We start from the raw sequence: 18,107 nt of genomic DNA on the forward strand, positions 1-18,107 counted from the left end.
CTCACGCGACGCGGTCCGCCAGGGTCCGCAGGCCGTCGGGCGCCGGGTCGCCCCCCGCGGCGGTCGCACGGACCTCGACCACGAGGGTCCCCCGGGCCGCCACGAGCGTGCGGGCGTCCGACCCGTCGAGCGCCTCGGCCCGCTCCTGCGCCGCCGCGCTGCTCGCGGTCGACGTGATCGTCGCGGTCAACAGGGTCGTCGACCCGCCGGTGACGGTGCAGGTCACGGAGGTCCCCGAGCCGCTCGAGGCGACGTCCAGCCCTTCGGCGGGGACGCCGATCGCCCGTGCCACGGCCGTCGGGTCGAAGGCGCGTGCGCAGAGCCCCGGCGGGACCGCCGCCGGCCGGGGCGTCGTGGTCGTGCTCGTGGTGAGCGGGGTCGTCGTGCTCGTGGTGGGCGGCGTCGTGGTCGTCGATGACGTCGGGCTGGCGGGCGAGCTCACCGGCGGCGAGGTGGACGTGGCGCCGGTCGTGGTCGTGCCGGTCGTGGTCGTTCCCGTCGGGGCCGTGCCGCTCGTGCTCGCGCCCGGCGTCGTCGTGCCCGCCGCGCTCGTGCCCGTCGCATCGGGCGTGGTCGTGCCGTTCGCCGAGGGCGAGGTCGCCTCACCCACCGGCGGCGGCACGACCCCCAGCGACGCCTCACCCGGAGGCGCCGGCACGACCGGCGGGGCCGGCACCACGATCGGCGTTGTCCCCACCTCTGGCAGCGCGAGCGGCTCCGGCGCGACGGGCGCGTCGAGGGGCCCCGGCTCCGCGAACCCCTCCGGCGCGACCCCCTCCGGCGCGCCGTCCACCGGGAAGGACGAGGCCGTGTCCCCCGCGAGCGCCAGGTCCGCGGCCCCCGACGGGTCGTCGGGCAGCACGGTGACGCCGCCGTCGTAGAGCGCGGCCCACCGCAAGACCGTGTCGACGTAGCTGTCGGAGTGGTTGTAGCGGAACACCGCGGCGCGCAGCTGGCCCGGATTCGCCAGGTCGAGCCCGCCGGCACACAGGTAGCGGCCCGTCGACACCGTCGCGTCGTGGACGTTGTCCGGGTCCGCGCGGCCGTCGGCATTGCCGTCGGCGCCGTAGGTCGCGAACGTCCCGGGGATGAACTGGGTGGGCCCGACGGCCCGGTCCCACACGTTGTCGCCGTCGAGGAGGCCGTCGTCGGTGTCGACGATCGCGGCGTTGGCGCCGGTGCCGTCGAGCCGCGGCCCGAGGATCGGCGACAGCGTCGTCCCGGTGGCGTCGATGGCGCCGCCGCGCGCGTGGTCGGACTCGACCTTGCCGATCCCCGCCACCAGCGACCACGACAGCCGGCACGACGGCGCGCTCTGCGCCAGCTGCTCGGCGGCGCCGTGGTAGGCGGTCAGCACCTCGCCGGGGATGCCCGGGTGCTCGGGGAAGGCCGGCACACCGACGTCGGGCAGGACGAGCTCGGGTGCGGGCCCGGGCAGGAGGTGGTCGGGGAGCCGGCCGGTGGCGCCGAGCGGGCTGGTGTCGGGCGGCGGCAGGGCCGCGACCGTCGTCGCCGACTCCCGCGATCCGGCGGCGGCGAGCGACGCCAGCAGCACGGCGAGCACCGCCCACGCCGCCACCCGACGTCGACGGACAGCCGCCGTACGGCGCGCCCGGTGCGCACCGCCCCCCGATGACCGATCCACGCGTTCCCCCCGGAACCGCCGACGCGCCGCCGGCTCACGGCGGGAGTCGGCCCGCCGATGCTCGTCGTTACCCGGACGCCCCGCCACCCCACCGACGGGTGGTCCTCACCGCCGGCTCAGCACCACCAGCTGGCGAGGGTGGTCCGCCGGCGCGGTGGTCGGCGGGAGGTGCACATCCAGCCCGCCGACGCGCCGCAGCTTCTGCCACCCCAGCCGGATGCCGCCGGCCGCCGTGACGACCGACCGGATCAGCACCGCGTACATCAGCTGCCGGTACACCACCTGCTGCAGCGGCAGCAGCCACAGCACACCCAGCGGCTCGCGCTCGAGCCGGAAGGCGATCACCGCGGCGGCGAGCTGCACCCCGAGCACCGCCGACCACGCCACCAGCGTCGTCACCGGGTCGAGGAAGAGCAGCCCGTAGACCAGGAAGATGTCCACCAGCGGCGCGAGCAGCGGCAGCAGCACCTGGAACACCGCCAGGTGTCCCAGCCCAGCCCGCCCGAAGCGCCCCGACGCGCCCGACTCGAGCACCGCGCGGCGGTGCTTCCACATCGACTGCATCGTCCCGTAGCTCCAGCGGTAGCGCTGGCGCCAGAGCTGGCCGAGGGTCGCGGGCGCCTCGGTCCACGCCGTGGCGGTCTCCTCGTAGACCACGCGCCAGCCGCTGCGGCAGACCGCCATCGTCAGGTCGGTGTCCTCGGCGAGGGTGTCGTCACTGACCCCGCCGACCTCGAGCAGCACCCGCCGCCGGAACGCCCCGATCGCGCCCGGCACCGTCGGCATGCAGCGCAGGACGTCGTAGACGCGGCGGTCGACGTTGAAGCCCATGACGTACTCGATGTGCTGCCACCGCGCGATCAGGCTGCGCCAGACTCCCCCCTGGGCCTGGTTGGCCACCTTCGCGTTGCCCGCGACCGCGCCCACCGACGGGTCCGCGAACGGCGCCACGAGCCGCCCGACGGTCTCGGGCGCGAAGACGGTGTCGCCGTCGATCATGACGACCAGTTCGTGGCGCGCGTGCGCGATGCCCGTGTTCAGCGCCGCCGGCTTGCCGCCGTTGGCCTGCCGCACCACCCGCACGTTCGGCAGCCGCTCAGCCCGGACCAGCGCCTCGACGATCTCCGCGGTGCCGTCGGTGCTGCCGTCGTCGACGACGATCACCTCGACCCGGTGCGTCGACGCGGCCAGCGAGCGCACCGTCGCGGCGATGTTCTCCTTCTCGTCGTACGCCGGGACGATCACCGACACCGGCGCGGTGACGGGCGGACCCCACGTGAACCCGGGCCGGTGCCGGCGACGGTGGTGCCGGACGGCGACGACGAGCATCAGCACCAGCCGTGCGACGACGAGCACGCCGACCACCACCAGCAGCCACGTCAGGGCGTCGACGACGACCCCGGCGATCGCGACCAGGCCGATGAGCACGCTGCCCAGGAGCTGGTCGACGGTGCCGACCGGCTGGTTGTCCAGCGGCAGCCCCACCGCGGCCTCGGGGACCTCGAAGCGGTAGCCCTGCGCCCGGAGCTCGGGGATGAGGCGGTCGAGGGCGGCCACGGTCTGCGACCGGTCGCCGCCCGCGTCGTGCAGCAGCACGATCCCGCCGGTGCCGTTCGCCGGGATCGAGTTGCGGACGATGGCGTCGACGCCGGGCCGCTCCCAGTCGCGGCTGTCGACGTCGGAGAGCACGGTGACGTAGCCGTCGGCGCCGGCCGCCCGGAACGAGCGCAGGGCGTCGTCGTCCACCGCGTCGGCCGTCGACGAGTAGGGCGGGCGCAGCAGGTAGCTCGACTCCCCCAGCGCCCCGGCCAGCACCAGCTGGGTCTCGGAGAGCTCGCGGTCGATGCGCAGGTCCGAGGCTGCGGACAGGTCGGGGTGGGTGAAGGTGTGAACGCCCACCTCGGAGCCGGCCGCGCGGATGTCGCGCAGCAGGTCGGGGTGCTGGGCGGCCATCGAGCCGACGACGAAGAAGGTCGCGGGCACCTGGTGGCGGCGCAGCACCTCGAGGATCTGCGGGGTCCAGGTCGGGTCGGGGCCGTCGTCGAAGGTCAGCGAGATCGTGCGCGCCGGCATCCGCGCGCTCACCGGGGTGGCGCCGCGGGCGTCGACGACCGGCCCGCCGCCGGTGATCGCCGCCGGCACCTCGTCGTGGGTTCCCGCGCTCGCGTGCCCGCCGGTGGCGTCGACGCCGACCTCCGAGCGGGCGAGCCCGTTGACCACCAGCAGGCAGCCGAACATCAGCAGCGCCACCACGACGAGCAGCACGCCGGCGCGGGGCCGCACCCGGCGCCGACCCGCGTCGGTGACCGGGGCACGGTGCGGGTGGCGCACGGGCGGGAGGTCCCGGGCCCTGGAGGTCGCGGCTCCGTGGGCGGCGGAGCGGTGTCGGGACACGGTCAGGCCCCGATCGCGAGCACGTCGGCGGTGGCCGGGTCGGTCACGGTGGCCCCGGGCGTCGGGGTGGTGGTGCTGCCAGTGCTGCCCGTGTCTCCCGTGCTGCCCGTGCCCCCGGGCGTCGCGGTGCCGCCGGTCGTGCCGCCGGTCGTGCCACCCGTGGCGCCGCCCGACGTGCCCCCGGTCGTGCCACCCGTCGACGTGTCGCCCCCGGTCGTGCCACCGGTGGTCGTGCCGCCCGACGACGACCCGGCCGGGGTGGCCCCGCCCACCGGCGGGGCCGTCTGCGCGACCGGCCAGAGCTGAGCTGCTGGCGCGGGAGCGGCCGCGGGACGCGGCGCGCTCGCCGCGGCCCGCGGCGTCACCTCCCGCAGCGGCACCAGCGCGGCGCGCGCGGGCGCGGACACGGTGCGGTCGGCCGCCTCCCGCTCGCGGTGCTGCGCCGGGCGCGAACCGTGGTCCTGCGCGTCCGCCACCTCGACCACGGTGTCGGTGGCCTCGATCGGCTCGCCGACCGCGTCGTCGACACCCTCGTCCGCGGTGACCGGGCTCGGCGTCAAGGTGGCGCCGGTCGTGTGCAGCTGCCCGGCCGTCGTGCCGATCGTGATCCCGAAGGCCGCGAGGTACGCCGTGGCCGCCGAGGCCCCGAGGTAGCCGATCACCGTCACCCCGCGGCGACGTCGCCCCGTCACGTCCACGAACACCGGACCGCGCGGGCGCTCTCCCTCGCTCATGGCCATCCCCCGAATCACCGCTGAGTCGCCGCGAGACCTCAAGTGGGTCTCGTCGATCACTCATCGTCAGTGCGGCGACGGAGTGCTACGGAGTAGTAGCCACTCGTTCGGGTGATTCGATCATCGAGGGCCGCGGAGCGGTGACGTTCAGGCCCCGAGATTGATGTTCAGGTCGATCCCGAGCAGGACGAGCGGCCACAGGAACATGGCCAGGAGGAAGGACAGCAACGAGGAGAGGTCGGTGATCCCGTAGCCGTTGGACAGGGCCACGACCACACCGATGATCAGGTAGAGGGCGGTCCCCAACGAGATACCGCGACGTTGGCGCATGCCACTCCTCATCTCGACGGCGTCCCCGGCGCACGAGCGCGAGCCCAGGTCGGGACACCTTGGCGCACCGGCCCCGACTCGCCGCGCGCGCCACGCCGAACCCCGGACGCGCGTGTCCGTAGTCCGATCGCGTGACGTCCTCGTGACCCGCTCGTTGTCCGGATCACAGGCGGCCCTCCAGCGGCGCGATCGCGCCGCATCGACGGACAACCGGGCCGGTGGGAAGGCACCTCGTGGCACCGATCGGACCCCTGCGGCGCGGACTCGTCACGCTGGTCGCCGCGGTCGGCCTGACGGCCCTCGGCCTCCCGGCAGCGCTCGCGGACGGCGCTGACGGTCACGGTGGCGGGAACCCCGGCGGCGGCAGTGCCGACGTCGTCGAGTACGTCAACATGGGCGACAGCTACAGCGCCGCCAGCGGCGTCCTGCCGCCCGCGCCCGGCGCGCCACCCCCGTGCCTGCAGTCGGCCCGCAACTGGGGCCACGTCCTCGCCACGCGCTGGGGCATCGACGGCGAGGCCTTCACCGACGTGTCCTGCGGCGCCGCGGAGACCCGGCACTTCACCGAGCCCCAGTACCCCGGCGTCCCGCCGCAGGTCGAGGCGCTGTCCGCGTCGACGGACGTGGTGACGATGACGATCGGCGGCAACGACAGCGGCGTCTTCATCGGCACCATCCAGGCCTGCACGACCGCCGCCGCGCTGACGCTGGGCACCGGCAACCCCTGCGAGGAGCAGAACGGGGACCGGTTCACCGACACGATCGAGGACGTCACCTACCCGTCGCTGGTCGAGGCGCTGGAGACGGTCAAGGCCGCGGCCCCCAACGCGCGGATCGCGATCGCCGGCTACCTGCAGATCCTCCCCGAGGAGGACGGCTGCTACCCGGTCATGCCGGTCGCGCGCGGCGACGTCCCGTACATCAACGACATCCAGGCCACCCTCAACGACGCCGTCCGGCGCGCCGCCGCGGCCACCGACGTGACCTACGTCGACGTCACCGCGGCGTCGCAGGGCCACGACGCGTGCCAGCCGATCGGCACCCGCTGGGTCGAGCCCGCCGTCGGCGGCACCAACCCCGTCGTCGTGCACCCCAACGCCCTCGGCGAGCAGGCCATGGCCGACCGGGCCGCCGAGGAGCTCGACCTGGGCGCCCCGGTCCGGACGCCCGACGCCCCGCTCGCCGTCGGCGGTCCCTGACCTACCCCGGACGGGTCGGGCGCCGGAGCAGCAGGAGGTAGAGCACCGCCACGACGCCGGTGATCACCAGCGCCGGCAGGGTCACCGGCGCGAGGTCGGCGACGGGCGGGCGCGTCACCACCGCGGTGCCGGCGACGGCGACGAGGCTCACCAGGACACCGAGGACCGACCCGCGCCGGGCCCGGACCGCGCCGCTGTCCAGCAGGAACCCGTCCCGCGCCCACCGGCGCAGCAGCACCGCGCCGAGCGCCGTCACCAGCAGGGCGCTCGGCGCGAGCAGAGCGAGGACCAGGACCGCGGGACCGGGTGGGTACGACGAGAACGACGGCATCCGCCCGTAGGCCAGGAGCACCAGCACGAGCGTGACCGCCCCGGCGGCCCCGCTGACCACCGCTACCGCCACCGCGACCCCGCGGATGCGGTCGGACCGGTGCTCGCCGATCCAGTCCCACTCCTCGTCGGTGGCGGGCACGCACCCTCGGCGGCTCGCCTCCACCAACTCGGGTGGGACCAGCACGGGTCCTCCAACGGGCGGCGGCACCCCGGCGGGGACGACGGCGGCGCCGCGCAGTGCCTGGTCGATGACCTCTGCTCCCAATCATCGGCTCGTGGATGTGAGACGGTGTGATCCCTACGTCGATCAAGTACTCCGCCACGCCGTGCCTTGGAGAAGTGCCCTCGCCCTGGAGTAGCCCGACGTTCCTGACCAACCGACCGGGTACTTGCGACAGGACCGACCTTGAGGTGGCTCCTGTCTCGAGCACCGTGGGAGCTCGTTATTACGAGGATCGCCGGCGGCAGCAGCGGAGTCGGGTGTCGCGAAGGCAGGAACCCTAAGCGGACTGGAAGATCGACTGGACAGCAAGAGACGCAGAAGAACAGGTAAGCCCTCACAAGCGAGCCGGAGTTCGCCTCTCCGAGCGACGATCGCCCGGAAAGAATTACTCCCCAAAGGACAACGACATAGTCGGGTCCGGCGAGATAGCAGCGACCTGCGCGACGGATTGGTAGATCAGGACCAAGCTCGGGCCTTCGTTGGAGGTCGTCATCGCCGGCATAATGGTGCTGCAGCGCGCGCGTCCCTGGCGGCCGCCGAGGGCGACGGCACCCGTGTCGGCGATAGCGTGGCCGAGGGCTCGGCCCGCTCGCGGGTTGGCACGAGGCCAGCGGCCCGCTCGGGATCACAGTGCCCGAGCGGCGCCGAGACCGGCCATGCACGTTGAACTGAACCGCCGCGTCGCCGATACCCCGCTGCTGGCGCCCCTCGATGACGTCCACCCGCGGGACTCGTCTTCACTCGGGGTGCTCAGCACTCCTCGCCCGCCTCGGCCTGCCCCACGGGCTCGTCCTGCTGCTCGGCGCCCTCGCCCTGGACTCCGAGGCGCACCCCCATGGGTCCCCGCGCACGCCGAGCTGGCCGACTCGGGCCGGTCGAACGGATCGATCACGCTCGACCTGCTCGACAACGACGCGGTGTGCAGTCTGGTGGACGCGCGTCTCGGCTGCCGGCGGAAGCCCGCGTCCGCCTCGCCGCGATCCTCGGGCGCCGCGCCTACGGCCACCCCTGCACGCCGCCGGCGGCTCGACATCATGGCAGCCCGGAGGCAGGTTTCTCACGACTGGCCCCCGGGCCGGACGGGACGCCGGATGGAGGTTCCCCGGTCCTTCGTCGCCGCCTATCGGTTGGCCTGCGACTGCCTCGACACACCGCCCTCGCCGGGCAAGCCCGACGGAGCAAGGGAGGGTCGAGCCGCTTCACGGGCCTTTCGAGAGCGGTTCTCGACGGTGGCACACTACTCACTGGTTGACCGGGGGGTACGCGGAGCTAGGATGCTGCGCGCCCGAGCTGACCGCCTGTACGAGCACGGGCCACTACGGACTCGGTGCTCGCCGGGGCACTCCGAGTGCATGTCCTAATGAACGACGCATCGCTGACCCCACGAACGACCGGACGGAAGGCGAAAGGCCTCGATGATCCTGCGTGCGTCGGTCGTCTCTGGCGTGCTGGTCGTCGCGGGCACCCTGTTCGGCCTCTTCCGGGATTTGACGATCGCTCGTTACTTTGGGGCCTCCGGCGTTACCGATGCGTTCCTGGTCGCGTGGACAGTCCCAGAGACGGCGCAGCCCCTGCTCGTCCAGGGCGCCATGACGCTCATCATGATCCCGGCGTTCAGCCGCGCGTTGACGACCGAGCGTCCGACCTTGGCCATCCAGGAAGTCGTCGATGCGACGTTCCCTCGCATCCTCGCGGCGCTCATGCTCGTGTCCGGTCTTCTAGTGGTCCTCGCGCCGTGGCTGGTCGACCTGCTCGCGCCGGGACTGCAGTACCCCGATGTGGCGGTGCGGTGCTTCCGCATCGTCGCTGTCACGGTGCTCATCATCGGTGTCGCCGGCTACCTCACCGCAGCATTGCGGGCAAGTCAGGTCTTTGGCGCCCCCGCCGCCGTGAGCCTGGCGTTCAATGCCGGGGTCGTGGCCCTGATGGTCGGCTTCCACGACAGCCTCGGCGTCGAGAGCGCGGCCTACGGTCTCGTGCTCGGGTGCATCTTGATGGTCCTCGTGCAGGTGCCGAACGCGGTATCGCGAGTCCCTCGGCCACGCTCATGGTCACGGTCGACCACGTTGGTCTCGATGGGCACGTTCATCCCCGTCGCTACCTACACGCTCACAAGACAAGCGCAGGTGTTTGTCGAGCGCTTCTTCGGGTCCTACCTTGCGCCAGGGACGCTCTCCCAGCTCAACTACGCGCAGAAGGTCGGCCAGATGCCGACGAACATCACCCTCCTCATTGCCATCGTCACCTTCCCGCTCCTCGCGCGCGCCTCGGCGTCCGGCGACCAGGCGGCAGTCCGGGCCCGCCTGTCCGCCGATGTGCGGCTCATCCTGGGCCTGACCCTCCTGGGCGCGCTCTTCCTCCTCGTCGTGGCCCCAGAAGTTGTCCAGGCCCTTCTCCAGCGAGGGGAGTTCACTGCGCAGGACACGGCGGCGACGGCAGCCATCCTGCGCTTGTACGTCCTGGGGTTGGCCGGTCAGGTCCTAGTCGACATCTTCTCGCGAGCGTTCTTCAGCCGCTCCGGCCCTACCTGGTACCCAGCACTCGCGATGACAGTCGGATTGGTGGCCACCGCAATCTTGTCCGGTGTGGCGGTCCTGGTCAGCTCGGCTCCCCTCATCGCCGCCGCGAACGCGGTCGGCATCTCCGTTTGCGCGATCCTGCTCCTGCGCGGCGCAGGCCTGCAGGCGCGGGAGCGTCCACTGGCCCGCGTCGCCCGCTTCACCGGTCAGGCCGGTCCACCGCTCGGCGTGGCGGCCGCGGCGGCCGTGCTGTCGGTGGCCTGGTCCGCGACCCTCCACCCGGCCGTGCGCGCCGTGGTCGTCGGGACGGCCATGCTGTTCGCCTTCACCGCCGTCGTCCTGGTCCAATGGCGTTTCTCGCCGATCGGCTCCATCCTTCCGCGCTCTCGACGCGGTCAGGAATCACACTTGTCCATCAATACCGGGCCCTGATCGTCGCCGGCTCTCGAAGGAACGGGTGTCATCATTACTGCTCCTCAACTCGGGCTGGACCTCGACACCACCACACCAGTCGTGGTGTTGAAGCTCGACCACAACGTCATGCACCACGGCGGCCTCGGCGTCATCCGCACCCTGGGGCGCCACGGCGTGCCGGTCTATAGCGTCCACGAACACCGGTGGGCACCCGCGGCGCGTTCGAGGTTCATCAATGGCCGGATTCTCTGGAACCCGAGCGCGGATCACGTTGGTGAGCTGCTCGCGGGGCTCGAGCGGCTGTCGGACATCATCGGTCGTGAGGCGGTCCTGCTGCCGACGGACGACGCGGGCGCCGTCTTCCTCGCCGAGCACGGCGATGCGCTACGGCAGCGCTTCCGCTTCCCGGCACCTCCTCGGAGCCTGCCCCGGAGCTTGGCGGACAAGCACTCCCTTCTCGGTCTCTGTGCCGCGCACAACGTTCCGGCGCCGCGTTCGGTCACCGCGATGACCACCCGGGAGGTGGCGGACTTCGTGGACCTCGTGGGGTTCCCGTTGTTGGTGAAGAAGGTAAAGCCTTGGGTCGTGAACGGGTCGGGACCCGCCCTGAGTGCTTCCGTCGCCCGCTCTCGTCCGGAGCTCGATGACCTCCTCGCCGACGTCGTGGGCGAGGGTGAGATCCTCCTCCAGGAATACATCCCGCACGCTCCGGAGCACGACTGGGGCGTGGCGGCCTACTTCGACGAGTCCTCGCGTGGAGTACCGGTGTTCACCGGGATCAAGGAGAGGTCGTACCCCAGTGATGCGGGCCAGACCACGCTGGGGAGGGCGCGCAGCAACCCTGATCTTGTGGACCTCGTCCGGCGATTCCTCTCGGCCGTCGGCTACCGCGGCATCGTGGACATGGACTTCCGCGAGGACCCGCGCGACGGCCAGTACAAGCTCCTCGACGTCAACCCCCGGATCGGCGCTCAGTTCCGGCTCGGCCGCGACGCCGCCGGTCTAGACGTCGCGCTTGCGCTCCACCTGGACCTCACCGGACGGAAGGTCGTCGAGCGCCCGCAGGACGTCGACCGTAGGCTGCTCGTCGAGAGCTATGATCTGGTGCCCGCGGTCAAGGGCTTCCGCGCTCGGAGCCTGAGCTATGGAGACTGGTGGCATTCGGTCAGGCAACGTGGAGAATTGGCGTGGTTCGCCGCCGACGACCTCGCCCCATTCGGCCTTATGTGTCTGCGAATGGTGAGGCGCGTGGCGCGGTCCCGCCACCCACGCAGACCTGTCTCTGCGCAGGCTTCGCAGCTCGTGTTCGAGAGCGGCCGGAGGTCGGACCGGCACGCGGGTGTAGGGTGATGCCGCGCCTGCAGTTTGCGTTCATCGCCGCAATGGTCATCATGGTCATCCTCTCGACCGGGTGTGCATACGCCGACCCCGGCGCGGAAGCGCGTGTGCCCTTCGGTGCCTTCCTCGGCTCGGATGCGGAGGGAGTCGAGGCGTTCGACGGCTACGACCGCTGGTTGGGAGAGGACGCTGAACAACCGACGGTCGGTCACACCTACTTGCCGGGCCACCAGTGGTCCGACATAGAGGACCCGGAGCTGTACGTCGGCCCCTGGGCGACGTGGGCTCGCCAGGAGGCCTCGCGGCAGCTGGTGGTCAACGTTCCCCTCCTCGTCCCGAACGAGCCTCCGCTAGAGGCCGGCGAGGTCGAGGACCTCCTCGAGCGGGGCGTACAGGGGGAGTTCGACCAGAGCTTCACTCGATTGGGGGAGAGGCTGGTCGATCTCGGTGCGGAGCGCGCCATCCTGGTGCTCGGCTGGGAGATGAACGGATCGACCTATACGCACAGGTGCTCGCCCGAGCCAGAAGCGTGGAAGAAGTACTGGCGATCGGTCGTTGCCGCCCTGCGGTCCGTGCCCGGGCAGGAGTTCCGCTTCGACTACACGGCGAGCCGTGGTACGGACTCGATCTCGTGGACGCGGTGCTATCCCGGTGATGATGTCGTCGACATCATCGGCATGGACTCGTACGACCAGGAACCGGGATCGTCGTTCACCGACTACAGGGATCAGCCGGACGGGTTGGCCGACCACGCAGCTTTCGCTCGTGAACGCGGGAAGCCGGTCTCCTTCCCGGAGTGGGGACTCTCCGAGGAGCACGGCGACAGGCCCGAGTTCGTGCGCGCGATGCTCGAGTGGATGGAAGACCAGCCGACGGTCTACCAAACCATCACGGACTATTGTCCGCACGGTGTCTACCAGTGCGATGCGCACCCTGATTCAGCTGCCACGTACCTCGAACACTATCGCTAGCGGTGAGCATCGAGCCCCATATCAAGGCGCGGCCAGTCACCGTCGTCGATCCCGACGGGGTTGAGGCGTCGGTGTCCCCGGGCCGAGCGGCGGCTTCCGGGCCTCCGCCGTTACCGGGATGTCCCGGACCGTCGTCTCGTCGGCCGCGTGCGACCGCTGACGTGCTTCGACGTGAAACGTGGACGCCGCCTCGGCGCGTTGATCGTGCTGATGGTCGGCACGGCCGTCGCTGACCGCGCCGGCGGGGTCACCGGCGGGCTCGTCGGCCGTTCGCCGCCTGGTCGATCCACTCGTTAGCGTGCGCAGAGCGGCCGGTAGGGGGTACCTGTCTGCGCCTGCGGCCAGCGCGAGGATGCCCAGCAACAACCCCGCCGCGGCGCCCACGGCGACGCAGGCCACCACTCCGGCCGAGGCCGGATCGGTCGGCGCCGAGGCTCGGCCGAAGATGGACAGCCGAACGCCGGTATCAGCGATCTTCGAGTTCCCAAAGTCCACGAACGCCCCGGCCACGGCATTCGCCTCCCGCGCCGACTGCCCCGCGTCACGCGCCGTGCTGATGATCTCGATCAACGGGGCGTCGGGCGATGTCGCAGCCGTTACGCGACGCTGGAGATCGGCGGCGGAGCTTCCGGATGCCCGCGACGCAACGTCGATCACCTGCGGGTCCGTGGCAATCCTGCCGTAGGCCTGTGTGAATCCGGTGGCCAGCTCCGTGTTCTGGGCGAGGATCGGCGTGACGGCCACATAACTCGACGCCTGGAAGAGTCGAGGTACGGAGGCGTAGTAAACAGCCCCGGCCGCCGCTCCGATGATGAACATGATCAGGGCGATGCTGACTCGACCGAGCAGGCTGGCCCTGCCGACACGGGCTTCTCCGGCGGGCGACATCCTCACCTGCTCCATTCTTCGTCGGGGGAGTATAGGCGCTCGATCTCGCTCACGATACGCTGGATCTCGCACACGTCGACGATCGGCCAGGGAGCGCGGGCTGGGGCGGCGAGGAATTTACGAATCGCGAGGACGCCGTCGACGGCCTCGACGAAGCATTCGACACTGTGCTCTGTCTTGCGTGCACACGGTCCGAAGGCATCGGCTCTCTCCTCGAGGGCCGGGCATGGGGCGTAGACGACCGGGAGGCCGAAGGCGAGTAGTTCAATGATCGCGAGCCCGTAGGTCTCCTCGGGGCTCGGTGACGCCAGGATGTCGGCGGCAGGGAGCAGCCCCGGCACGTCGGAGACCTCGCCGGTGAAGTGCACCCTGTCGGCGATCCCGAACTCTCGCGCCGCACGGCGGAGCTCACCCTCGGCGGAACCGGAGCCGATCAACAGGGCCTCAGTGGTCGGGCGTTTCGCGATCGCCTCGAGCAGGACATCGAATCGCTGTCCCGACACGAGACGCCCGCACCCGGCGACGAGGGGAGTGGTGAACAGGAGGGTGTGGGCGCCGTCGTACCGAACTGATCGGATCAGCCTCACGTGGCACACCCGAGCGCGTGGAGATCGTGGTTCGACCGCATCGCGATGTCGATGACGGGGGTCCCGCGTGCGGCGATGGCTTTGGCGACTGGTCCCGCGTTGATCAGCATCGCGGCCTCGCACAGCACGTGTGTGTGCGCACAGCAACCGGAGTTCCTGCTCGGCGTCTACTGCCGCGAAGCCCGTGATCACGCGGATGACCTTCGCCAGGTCGTCCCCCTCGCGCGCCAGTACTCGAAGTGCAGGCGCTTGCCGAGCAACCGCAGCGGCCCGTCCACGTCGCCGATGTATGTCCTTGGTACGGCGAAGGTTCCATTGGCGCCCGGTTGATGCTTTACAGCACTGGCGTGCTGGTAACCCGCCGCCCGCACCGCGTTGACCTCACGGCTCGTGACGTCGCCGTAGGGGTAGGCGAACCCGGTCACCCTGGACCGGATCACGTCCTCGAGGATTGCGCGGCTCTCCGTCACTTCGCGATGCACCTCGTCTGGCTCGAGCGCGGGCAGGTGCGCGTGCGAGAGGGTGTGCGAGCCGACCTCCATCCCGCTCAGCTCCACCGCCCGCGCTTGGTCCGCGTTCATGATCCTTTTGCGCGGGGCGTCCCGATCCCACTCATTGCTCAGAGCGAGCCGTCCTGCGACGACGTACACCGTGGCGGTGAACCCGAACCGCTGGAGGATCGGCACGGCGTTCGTGACGAAGTCGCTGTATCCGTCGTCGAAGGTCAACCCAACTAGTCGTGCGCGAGAGCGGGACGACAACAGGTCCCGCATGCTCACGCCGCGCAGCCCGGCTCGCGCGAGAGCGCGCATCTGCTCTTCGAACCGGCCGGGGTTCACCGTGATCTTGTGCGGATCGCTGACGTACTCGTCCACCGAGTGGTACATCCACACCCACGGTGCTCGCGGCGCAGACCTCGGGCATTGCTTCATCGAGTCGCCCTCCACCGGGGTTCGGCCTGACGGTGCCCTGCTTGATCGACGCTCTTGGTCCCGAAGGAGTGCTTGACGGTGAGGCCGACGACGACGGCGATGACGGCGCTGTTCGGTCCTCCGATGTCCCCGTACACGAACGTGACGAGTACGAAGACCGACATACCAAAGGTTACCGACTGCATGATCGATGGCCGAACGAGCGTTCCCCGGATCCTGCGCCACAGCAGGACGATCGGTGGACCGACCAGGAGGGCGCCCACGGCGAGGGCGCCGATCACGCCCTGCTCAGCGAGGACGAGCAAGTACATGTTGTGGGGACTGAGCAGCTGCTGACGATGGAAGCCCTGCCCCACCTGCTCCGTGTCGCTCGACGACGACAAGCTCAACGGGGCCTCGGTGTCCCGATACTCAGGGAAGCTCCGTATCCCCACCCCGCTCACGGGCTGGCGCATCCACATGTCGAGCGCGGCGCCCCACAAAGAATACCGGTCGATGACGGACTGGTCGGCACGTTCCGACGTCGAGGCGGTGATCGAGACCAAGCGCGCACCGACTCCGCCCTCGTCTTGGTCGAGCGTGCCGGGGGTCGCGGTGAGGACGGCGATTGCCGCGACGCACACAGCCGTCACGGCGCTGGTCAGGAGGACGCGAGGCCGGGCGAGCGCCGTGACGGCGACGGCGGCCACAATCACGCCGATCAGTGACCCGCGGCTGAACGAGACCAGGAGCGGCGCGACGAGTCCGAGAGCGGTGACGAGCGCGATCCAACGCACCCAAGGACGGTCGGTACGGAGCGCGACGCCAAGTGCGGCGACCAGCCCGAGGCCCACCACCGTCGACATGCTGATCACGTTGGACGCGCCGAAGGTGCCGGTGGCTCGGACGGGGTTGCCGTCGTACGACGCTCCCGTCCCGGTGAGGTACTGGTTCAGGCCGATCGCCCCCTGGAAGACGGCCATCCCGACGAAGGCGCCCGTGATGACCCGGTCGTCGACGCAGTCCCGGTGGACGATCAGTACCGCGGCGGGGACGAGCACGAATAGCTGCATCCATCGGAGGTAGCCGATGAAGCTCTCGCTTGTGTCGGTCGATGCCAGCACCGACGCGCTCGTCGCGATCGCGACGGCAGCCAGCAGCATCGCCGGGCGAACACCGAGCGCTGGTCGGCCGGACCGGAACGCGAGGACGGCCGCGAGAATGACGAGCACGACGGTGAGGCCGTCACCGAACGTCGCTCCGAAGGCGTCCTCGCCGGCCACGCTGACCTCGTAGCTCGCTCCGAAGATAACGGCCGCGACCACGAGACTCGGCCGGCGGAACTGGGTCGCGCGGACGAGGGCGCGCCGGGACGACGTCGGTGTGCGAGCACTCACTTCCGACGCCGCGATGTCTTCCTTTGCGACCCGGAGGTCCGTGGTCACGGACTCGGCAGTGTTCGAGGAGCAGGCCAGGGAGCCGGGGGGCTCCCCACGGTGGCGGAGGTTCACGAGGGCACGGCCCGCGGCGGAGCTGCTCACCTGCTTCGGGGACCGCTTGCCCGTCGCACGCCACATGTCCATGGCGGGCCGTCCGTTCACCATCGGGGCCGACCCGAGGTGCCCAGCAACCCGTTGTAGACGGCCAGCATGTAATCCCCCCAGGCATCGAGCCCGTGGTGCGCGAGGACGTGGGTGCGCGCTGCCGCACCCTCCCGTTCGACCAGCGCCGGGTCGCGCAGCCGAGCGACCATTGCAGCGGGGAGCGACCGTACCCCTGGGTCCTCGGCAGCTCCGAGGTCGGTCCCGTCGGTCGACTCGACCTGGAGCCCCGGCTGCGCCTCGCCGTGCTCGCGCATGCTCCCCCAAGCAGTCACGCGATCGACGTAGGTTGTCGGTCGCCCATTGCGATGAAAACACCAACTAGGCCGCCGCGACTAGTCCTTCTGCGGCACCCGACTAGGGCTCCTTGGCGACGCACCAGGTCGACGACTCGACCAGGCGGGGGCCTACCCGCCGTGGGCCGCCTCGTGCGGTGTGCGGCATCTTCACCTGTTCGCTTCCCCGGTGAGCGAGTAGAGGCTCTCGATCTGGCTCACGAGACGTCGGATGTCGTACACGTCAACGACCGGCCATGCCGTGCGAGAAGACGCTGTGGCGAGGGGTCCGCGAACGGCGAGGACGTCGTCGATGGCCTCGGCGAAGCGCTCGGCCGTCGGTTCGGTCCTACGGGCCCACGGCCCGAGGGCATCGGCCCTCTCCTCGAGGGCCGGACACGCGGCGTAGACGACCGGGAGGCCGCAGGCAAGTGCTTCGATGATGGCCAGCCCGTAGGTCTCCTCGGCGCTGGGCGACGCCAGAACGTCCGCCGCCGACAGCAAGCCTGGTACGTCGGAGACCTCGCCGGTGAAGTGCACCCTGTCGGCGATCCCGAGTTCTCCCGCCGCACGGCGCAGCTCACCCTCGGCGGGACCGGACCCGATCAACAGCGCCTCGTGGGTCCGGTACTTCGCGACCGCCTCGAGCAGGACTTCAAAGCGCTTTCCCGATACGAGGCGCCCGCACCCCGCGACGAGCGGGGTCGCGGGGCCGATCCCGAGCTCGGCGCGCACCTCGGCCCGACGACGCGCCGAGAACCGCAGCTCAGCCGAGTCGATGCCGTTGGGGACGACCGTCACCTTCGAGGCCGGGATGCCCCAGCTGAGCATGATGTCGGCAGTGTGGCGCGACACTGCAATCGTCCGGTCACCGAGGCTTTCGCCGAACCTGTAGAGGGTGCGGATCCCGCGTCGAGACACGGGTCGTCCCTCAATGTGGCTCGCGCCCAGCGAGTGCTCCGTGGCGACGACACGGGGAACGCGGGCGATGCGCGCAGCCAGCCGACCGAAGAGCCCCGCCCGGAACAGGTGGGTGTGGACGCAGTCGTACCGTCCTGACCGCATGAGCCGCACCAGGCGGCCGAGCGCGCGGATATCGCGGTTCGAGCGCATGCCGATATCGACGACGGGCGTTCCGCCGGCGGCGATCGCTTCGGCCACCAGACCAGGGTTGGTCAGCACCGCGACCTCGCACTGCACCCCGGAGTGCGCGCACAGCAACCGGAGTTGCTGCTCGGCGCCCCCGGCCGCAAGGCCTGTGATCACGTGGAGGACCTTCACCGGGTGGTCCCCCGAGCGCGCCTGTACTCGACCCGCGCGCCCTTCGCGAGAGGGCGGAGCGACCCGTCCGCGTCGCTAACGCCCGTCCTCTGGACGGCGAAGGTCCCCCTGCTGCCTGGCTGTTGCTCGACCGCGCTCGCGTGCACGTCGCCGGCTACCCGGGCCGGGTCGACCTCCCGAGGCGTGACCTCGCGGTAGGGGTAAGCGAAATCGGTCACCCGGAAGCGGATCGTGTCCTCGAGGATCGCCCGGCTCTCGATCACGTCGCGGTGTATCTGGTCGGCGTCCAGCGCCGATAGGTGTGTGTGCGACACGGTTTGCGAACCGACCGCCGTCCCGCCGCGCTCCACCGTCCGCATCTCCTCCGCGCTCATAGTGGCTTTCTCAGGTGCGTCCAAACTCCTGCCATCTGCTCACACTCCGTCCAGTAGCGACGTAGACCTTGGCCACTCGCGAGTCGAGCG

15 protein-coding genes are annotated in these 18,107 nt (G+C 70.9%); 4 read left to right on the plus strand and 11 right to left on the minus strand.

Annotation, left to right across the window (positions count from 1 at the left end; genetic code table 11):
- Position 1 precedes the first annotated feature (1 nt).
- The 4 genes from PH190_RS01025 to PH190_RS01040 all read right to left on the minus strand — a co-directional run bounded on the left by PH190_RS01025 (position 2) and on the right by PH190_RS01040 (position 5,103).
- The gene (locus PH190_RS01025; protein WP_274229645.1) at positions 2 to 1,579 is read right to left on the minus strand and encodes a lytic transglycosylase domain-containing protein; all 1,578 of its coding nucleotides are present in this window, start codon (positions 1,577 to 1,579) and stop codon (positions 2 to 4) included.
- A gap of 171 nt (positions 1,580 to 1,750) precedes the next feature.
- Positions 1,751 to 3,976: a bifunctional polysaccharide deacetylase/glycosyltransferase family 2 protein gene (locus PH190_RS01030; RefSeq protein ID WP_337993778.1), complete on the minus strand. Its 2,226-nt coding sequence runs from the start codon at positions 3,974 to 3,976 to the stop codon at positions 1,751 to 1,753.
- Between the two features lie 65 nt (positions 3,977 to 4,041).
- Positions 4,042 to 4,773, minus strand: coding sequence for a hypothetical protein (locus PH190_RS01035; RefSeq protein ID WP_274229646.1), 732 nt, complete (start codon positions 4,771 to 4,773; stop codon positions 4,042 to 4,044).
- Positions 4,774 to 4,920: 147 nt separating this feature from the next.
- Positions 4,921 to 5,103 carry a hypothetical protein gene (locus PH190_RS01040; RefSeq protein ID WP_274229647.1) on the minus strand — a complete coding sequence of 61 codons (183 nt, stop codon included), beginning with the start codon at positions 5,101 to 5,103 and terminating at the stop codon, positions 4,921 to 4,923.
- A gap of 233 nt (positions 5,104 to 5,336) precedes the next feature.
- Here PH190_RS01040 and PH190_RS01045 point away from each other — a divergent pair, with 233 nt between their 5' ends.
- The gene (locus tag PH190_RS01045; protein WP_274229648.1) at positions 5,337 to 6,302 is read left to right on the plus strand and encodes an SGNH/GDSL hydrolase family protein; all 966 of its coding nucleotides are present in this window, start codon (positions 5,337 to 5,339) and stop codon (positions 6,300 to 6,302) included.
- 1 nt (position 6,303) lies between these two features.
- Here PH190_RS01045 and PH190_RS01050 read toward each other — a convergent pair whose 3' ends face one another.
- Positions 6,304 to 6,774 carry a hypothetical protein gene (locus PH190_RS01050; RefSeq protein WP_274229649.1) on the minus strand — a complete coding sequence of 157 codons (471 nt, stop codon included), beginning with the start codon at positions 6,772 to 6,774 and terminating at the stop codon, positions 6,304 to 6,306.
- A gap of 1,499 nt (positions 6,775 to 8,273) precedes the next feature.
- On the opposite strand from PH190_RS01050, the gene PH190_RS01055 reads away from it, so the two are divergent.
- The 3 genes from PH190_RS01055 to PH190_RS01065 all read left to right on the plus strand — a co-directional run bounded on the left by PH190_RS01055 (position 8,274) and on the right by PH190_RS01065 (position 12,100).
- Positions 8,274 to 9,809, plus strand: a complete 1,536-nt coding sequence (locus PH190_RS01055; RefSeq protein WP_274229650.1) for a lipid II flippase MurJ — start codon at positions 8,274 to 8,276, stop codon at positions 9,807 to 9,809.
- A gap of 81 nt (positions 9,810 to 9,890) precedes the next feature.
- Positions 9,891 to 11,141, plus strand: coding sequence for a carboxylate--amine ligase (locus tag PH190_RS01060; protein WP_274229651.1), 1,251 nt, complete (start codon positions 9,891 to 9,893; stop codon positions 11,139 to 11,141).
- Entirely contained in the window at positions 11,141 to 12,100 is a 960-nt protein-coding gene (locus PH190_RS01065; RefSeq protein WP_274229652.1) for a glycoside hydrolase family 26 protein, read from the plus strand. Before PH190_RS01060 ends, PH190_RS01065 begins: the two co-directional genes overlap by 1 nt.
- A 36-nt stretch (positions 12,101 to 12,136) precedes the next feature.
- On the opposite strand, the gene PH190_RS01070 is transcribed toward PH190_RS01065, so the two are convergent.
- The 6 genes from PH190_RS01070 to PH190_RS01095 form a co-directional block, all read right to left on the minus strand.
- Positions 12,137 to 13,003 (minus strand): YveK family protein, encoded by an 867-nt coding sequence (locus PH190_RS01070; protein WP_274229653.1) that lies wholly within the window; start codon positions 13,001 to 13,003, stop codon positions 12,137 to 12,139.
- Positions 12,991 to 13,575: a glycosyltransferase gene (locus tag PH190_RS01075; RefSeq protein ID WP_274229654.1), complete on the minus strand. Its 585-nt coding sequence runs from the start codon at positions 13,573 to 13,575 to the stop codon at positions 12,991 to 12,993. The genes PH190_RS01070 and PH190_RS01075 overlap by 13 nt, the downstream gene beginning before the upstream one ends.
- A gap of 188 nt (positions 13,576 to 13,763) precedes the next feature.
- On the minus strand, positions 13,764 to 14,450 hold the full coding sequence (locus PH190_RS01080; protein WP_274229655.1) for a polysaccharide deacetylase family protein: 687 nt from the start codon (positions 14,448 to 14,450) through the stop codon (positions 13,764 to 13,766).
- Positions 14,451 to 14,503: 53 nt separating this feature from the next.
- A complete protein-coding gene (locus PH190_RS01085) occupies positions 14,504 to 15,931 on the minus strand; it encodes an O-antigen ligase family protein (RefSeq protein WP_274229656.1) in 1,428 nt (475 codons plus the stop codon).
- A gap of 602 nt (positions 15,932 to 16,533) precedes the next feature.
- Entirely contained in the window at positions 16,534 to 17,643 is a 1,110-nt protein-coding gene (locus tag PH190_RS01090) for a glycosyltransferase (RefSeq protein ID WP_274229657.1), read from the minus strand.
- Complete coding sequence (locus PH190_RS01095; protein WP_274229658.1) at positions 17,640 to 18,017, minus strand: polysaccharide deacetylase family protein; 378 nt, start codon at positions 18,015 to 18,017, stop codon at positions 17,640 to 17,642. Before PH190_RS01095 ends, PH190_RS01090 begins: the two co-directional genes overlap by 4 nt.
- Positions 18,018 to 18,107 lie beyond the last annotated feature (90 nt).

Origin of the sequence: Actinomycetospora straminea (assembly GCF_028737255.1) — a bacterium.
GTDB classification, from domain to species: Bacteria; Actinomycetota; Actinomycetes; order Mycobacteriales; family Pseudonocardiaceae; genus Actinomycetospora; species Actinomycetospora straminea.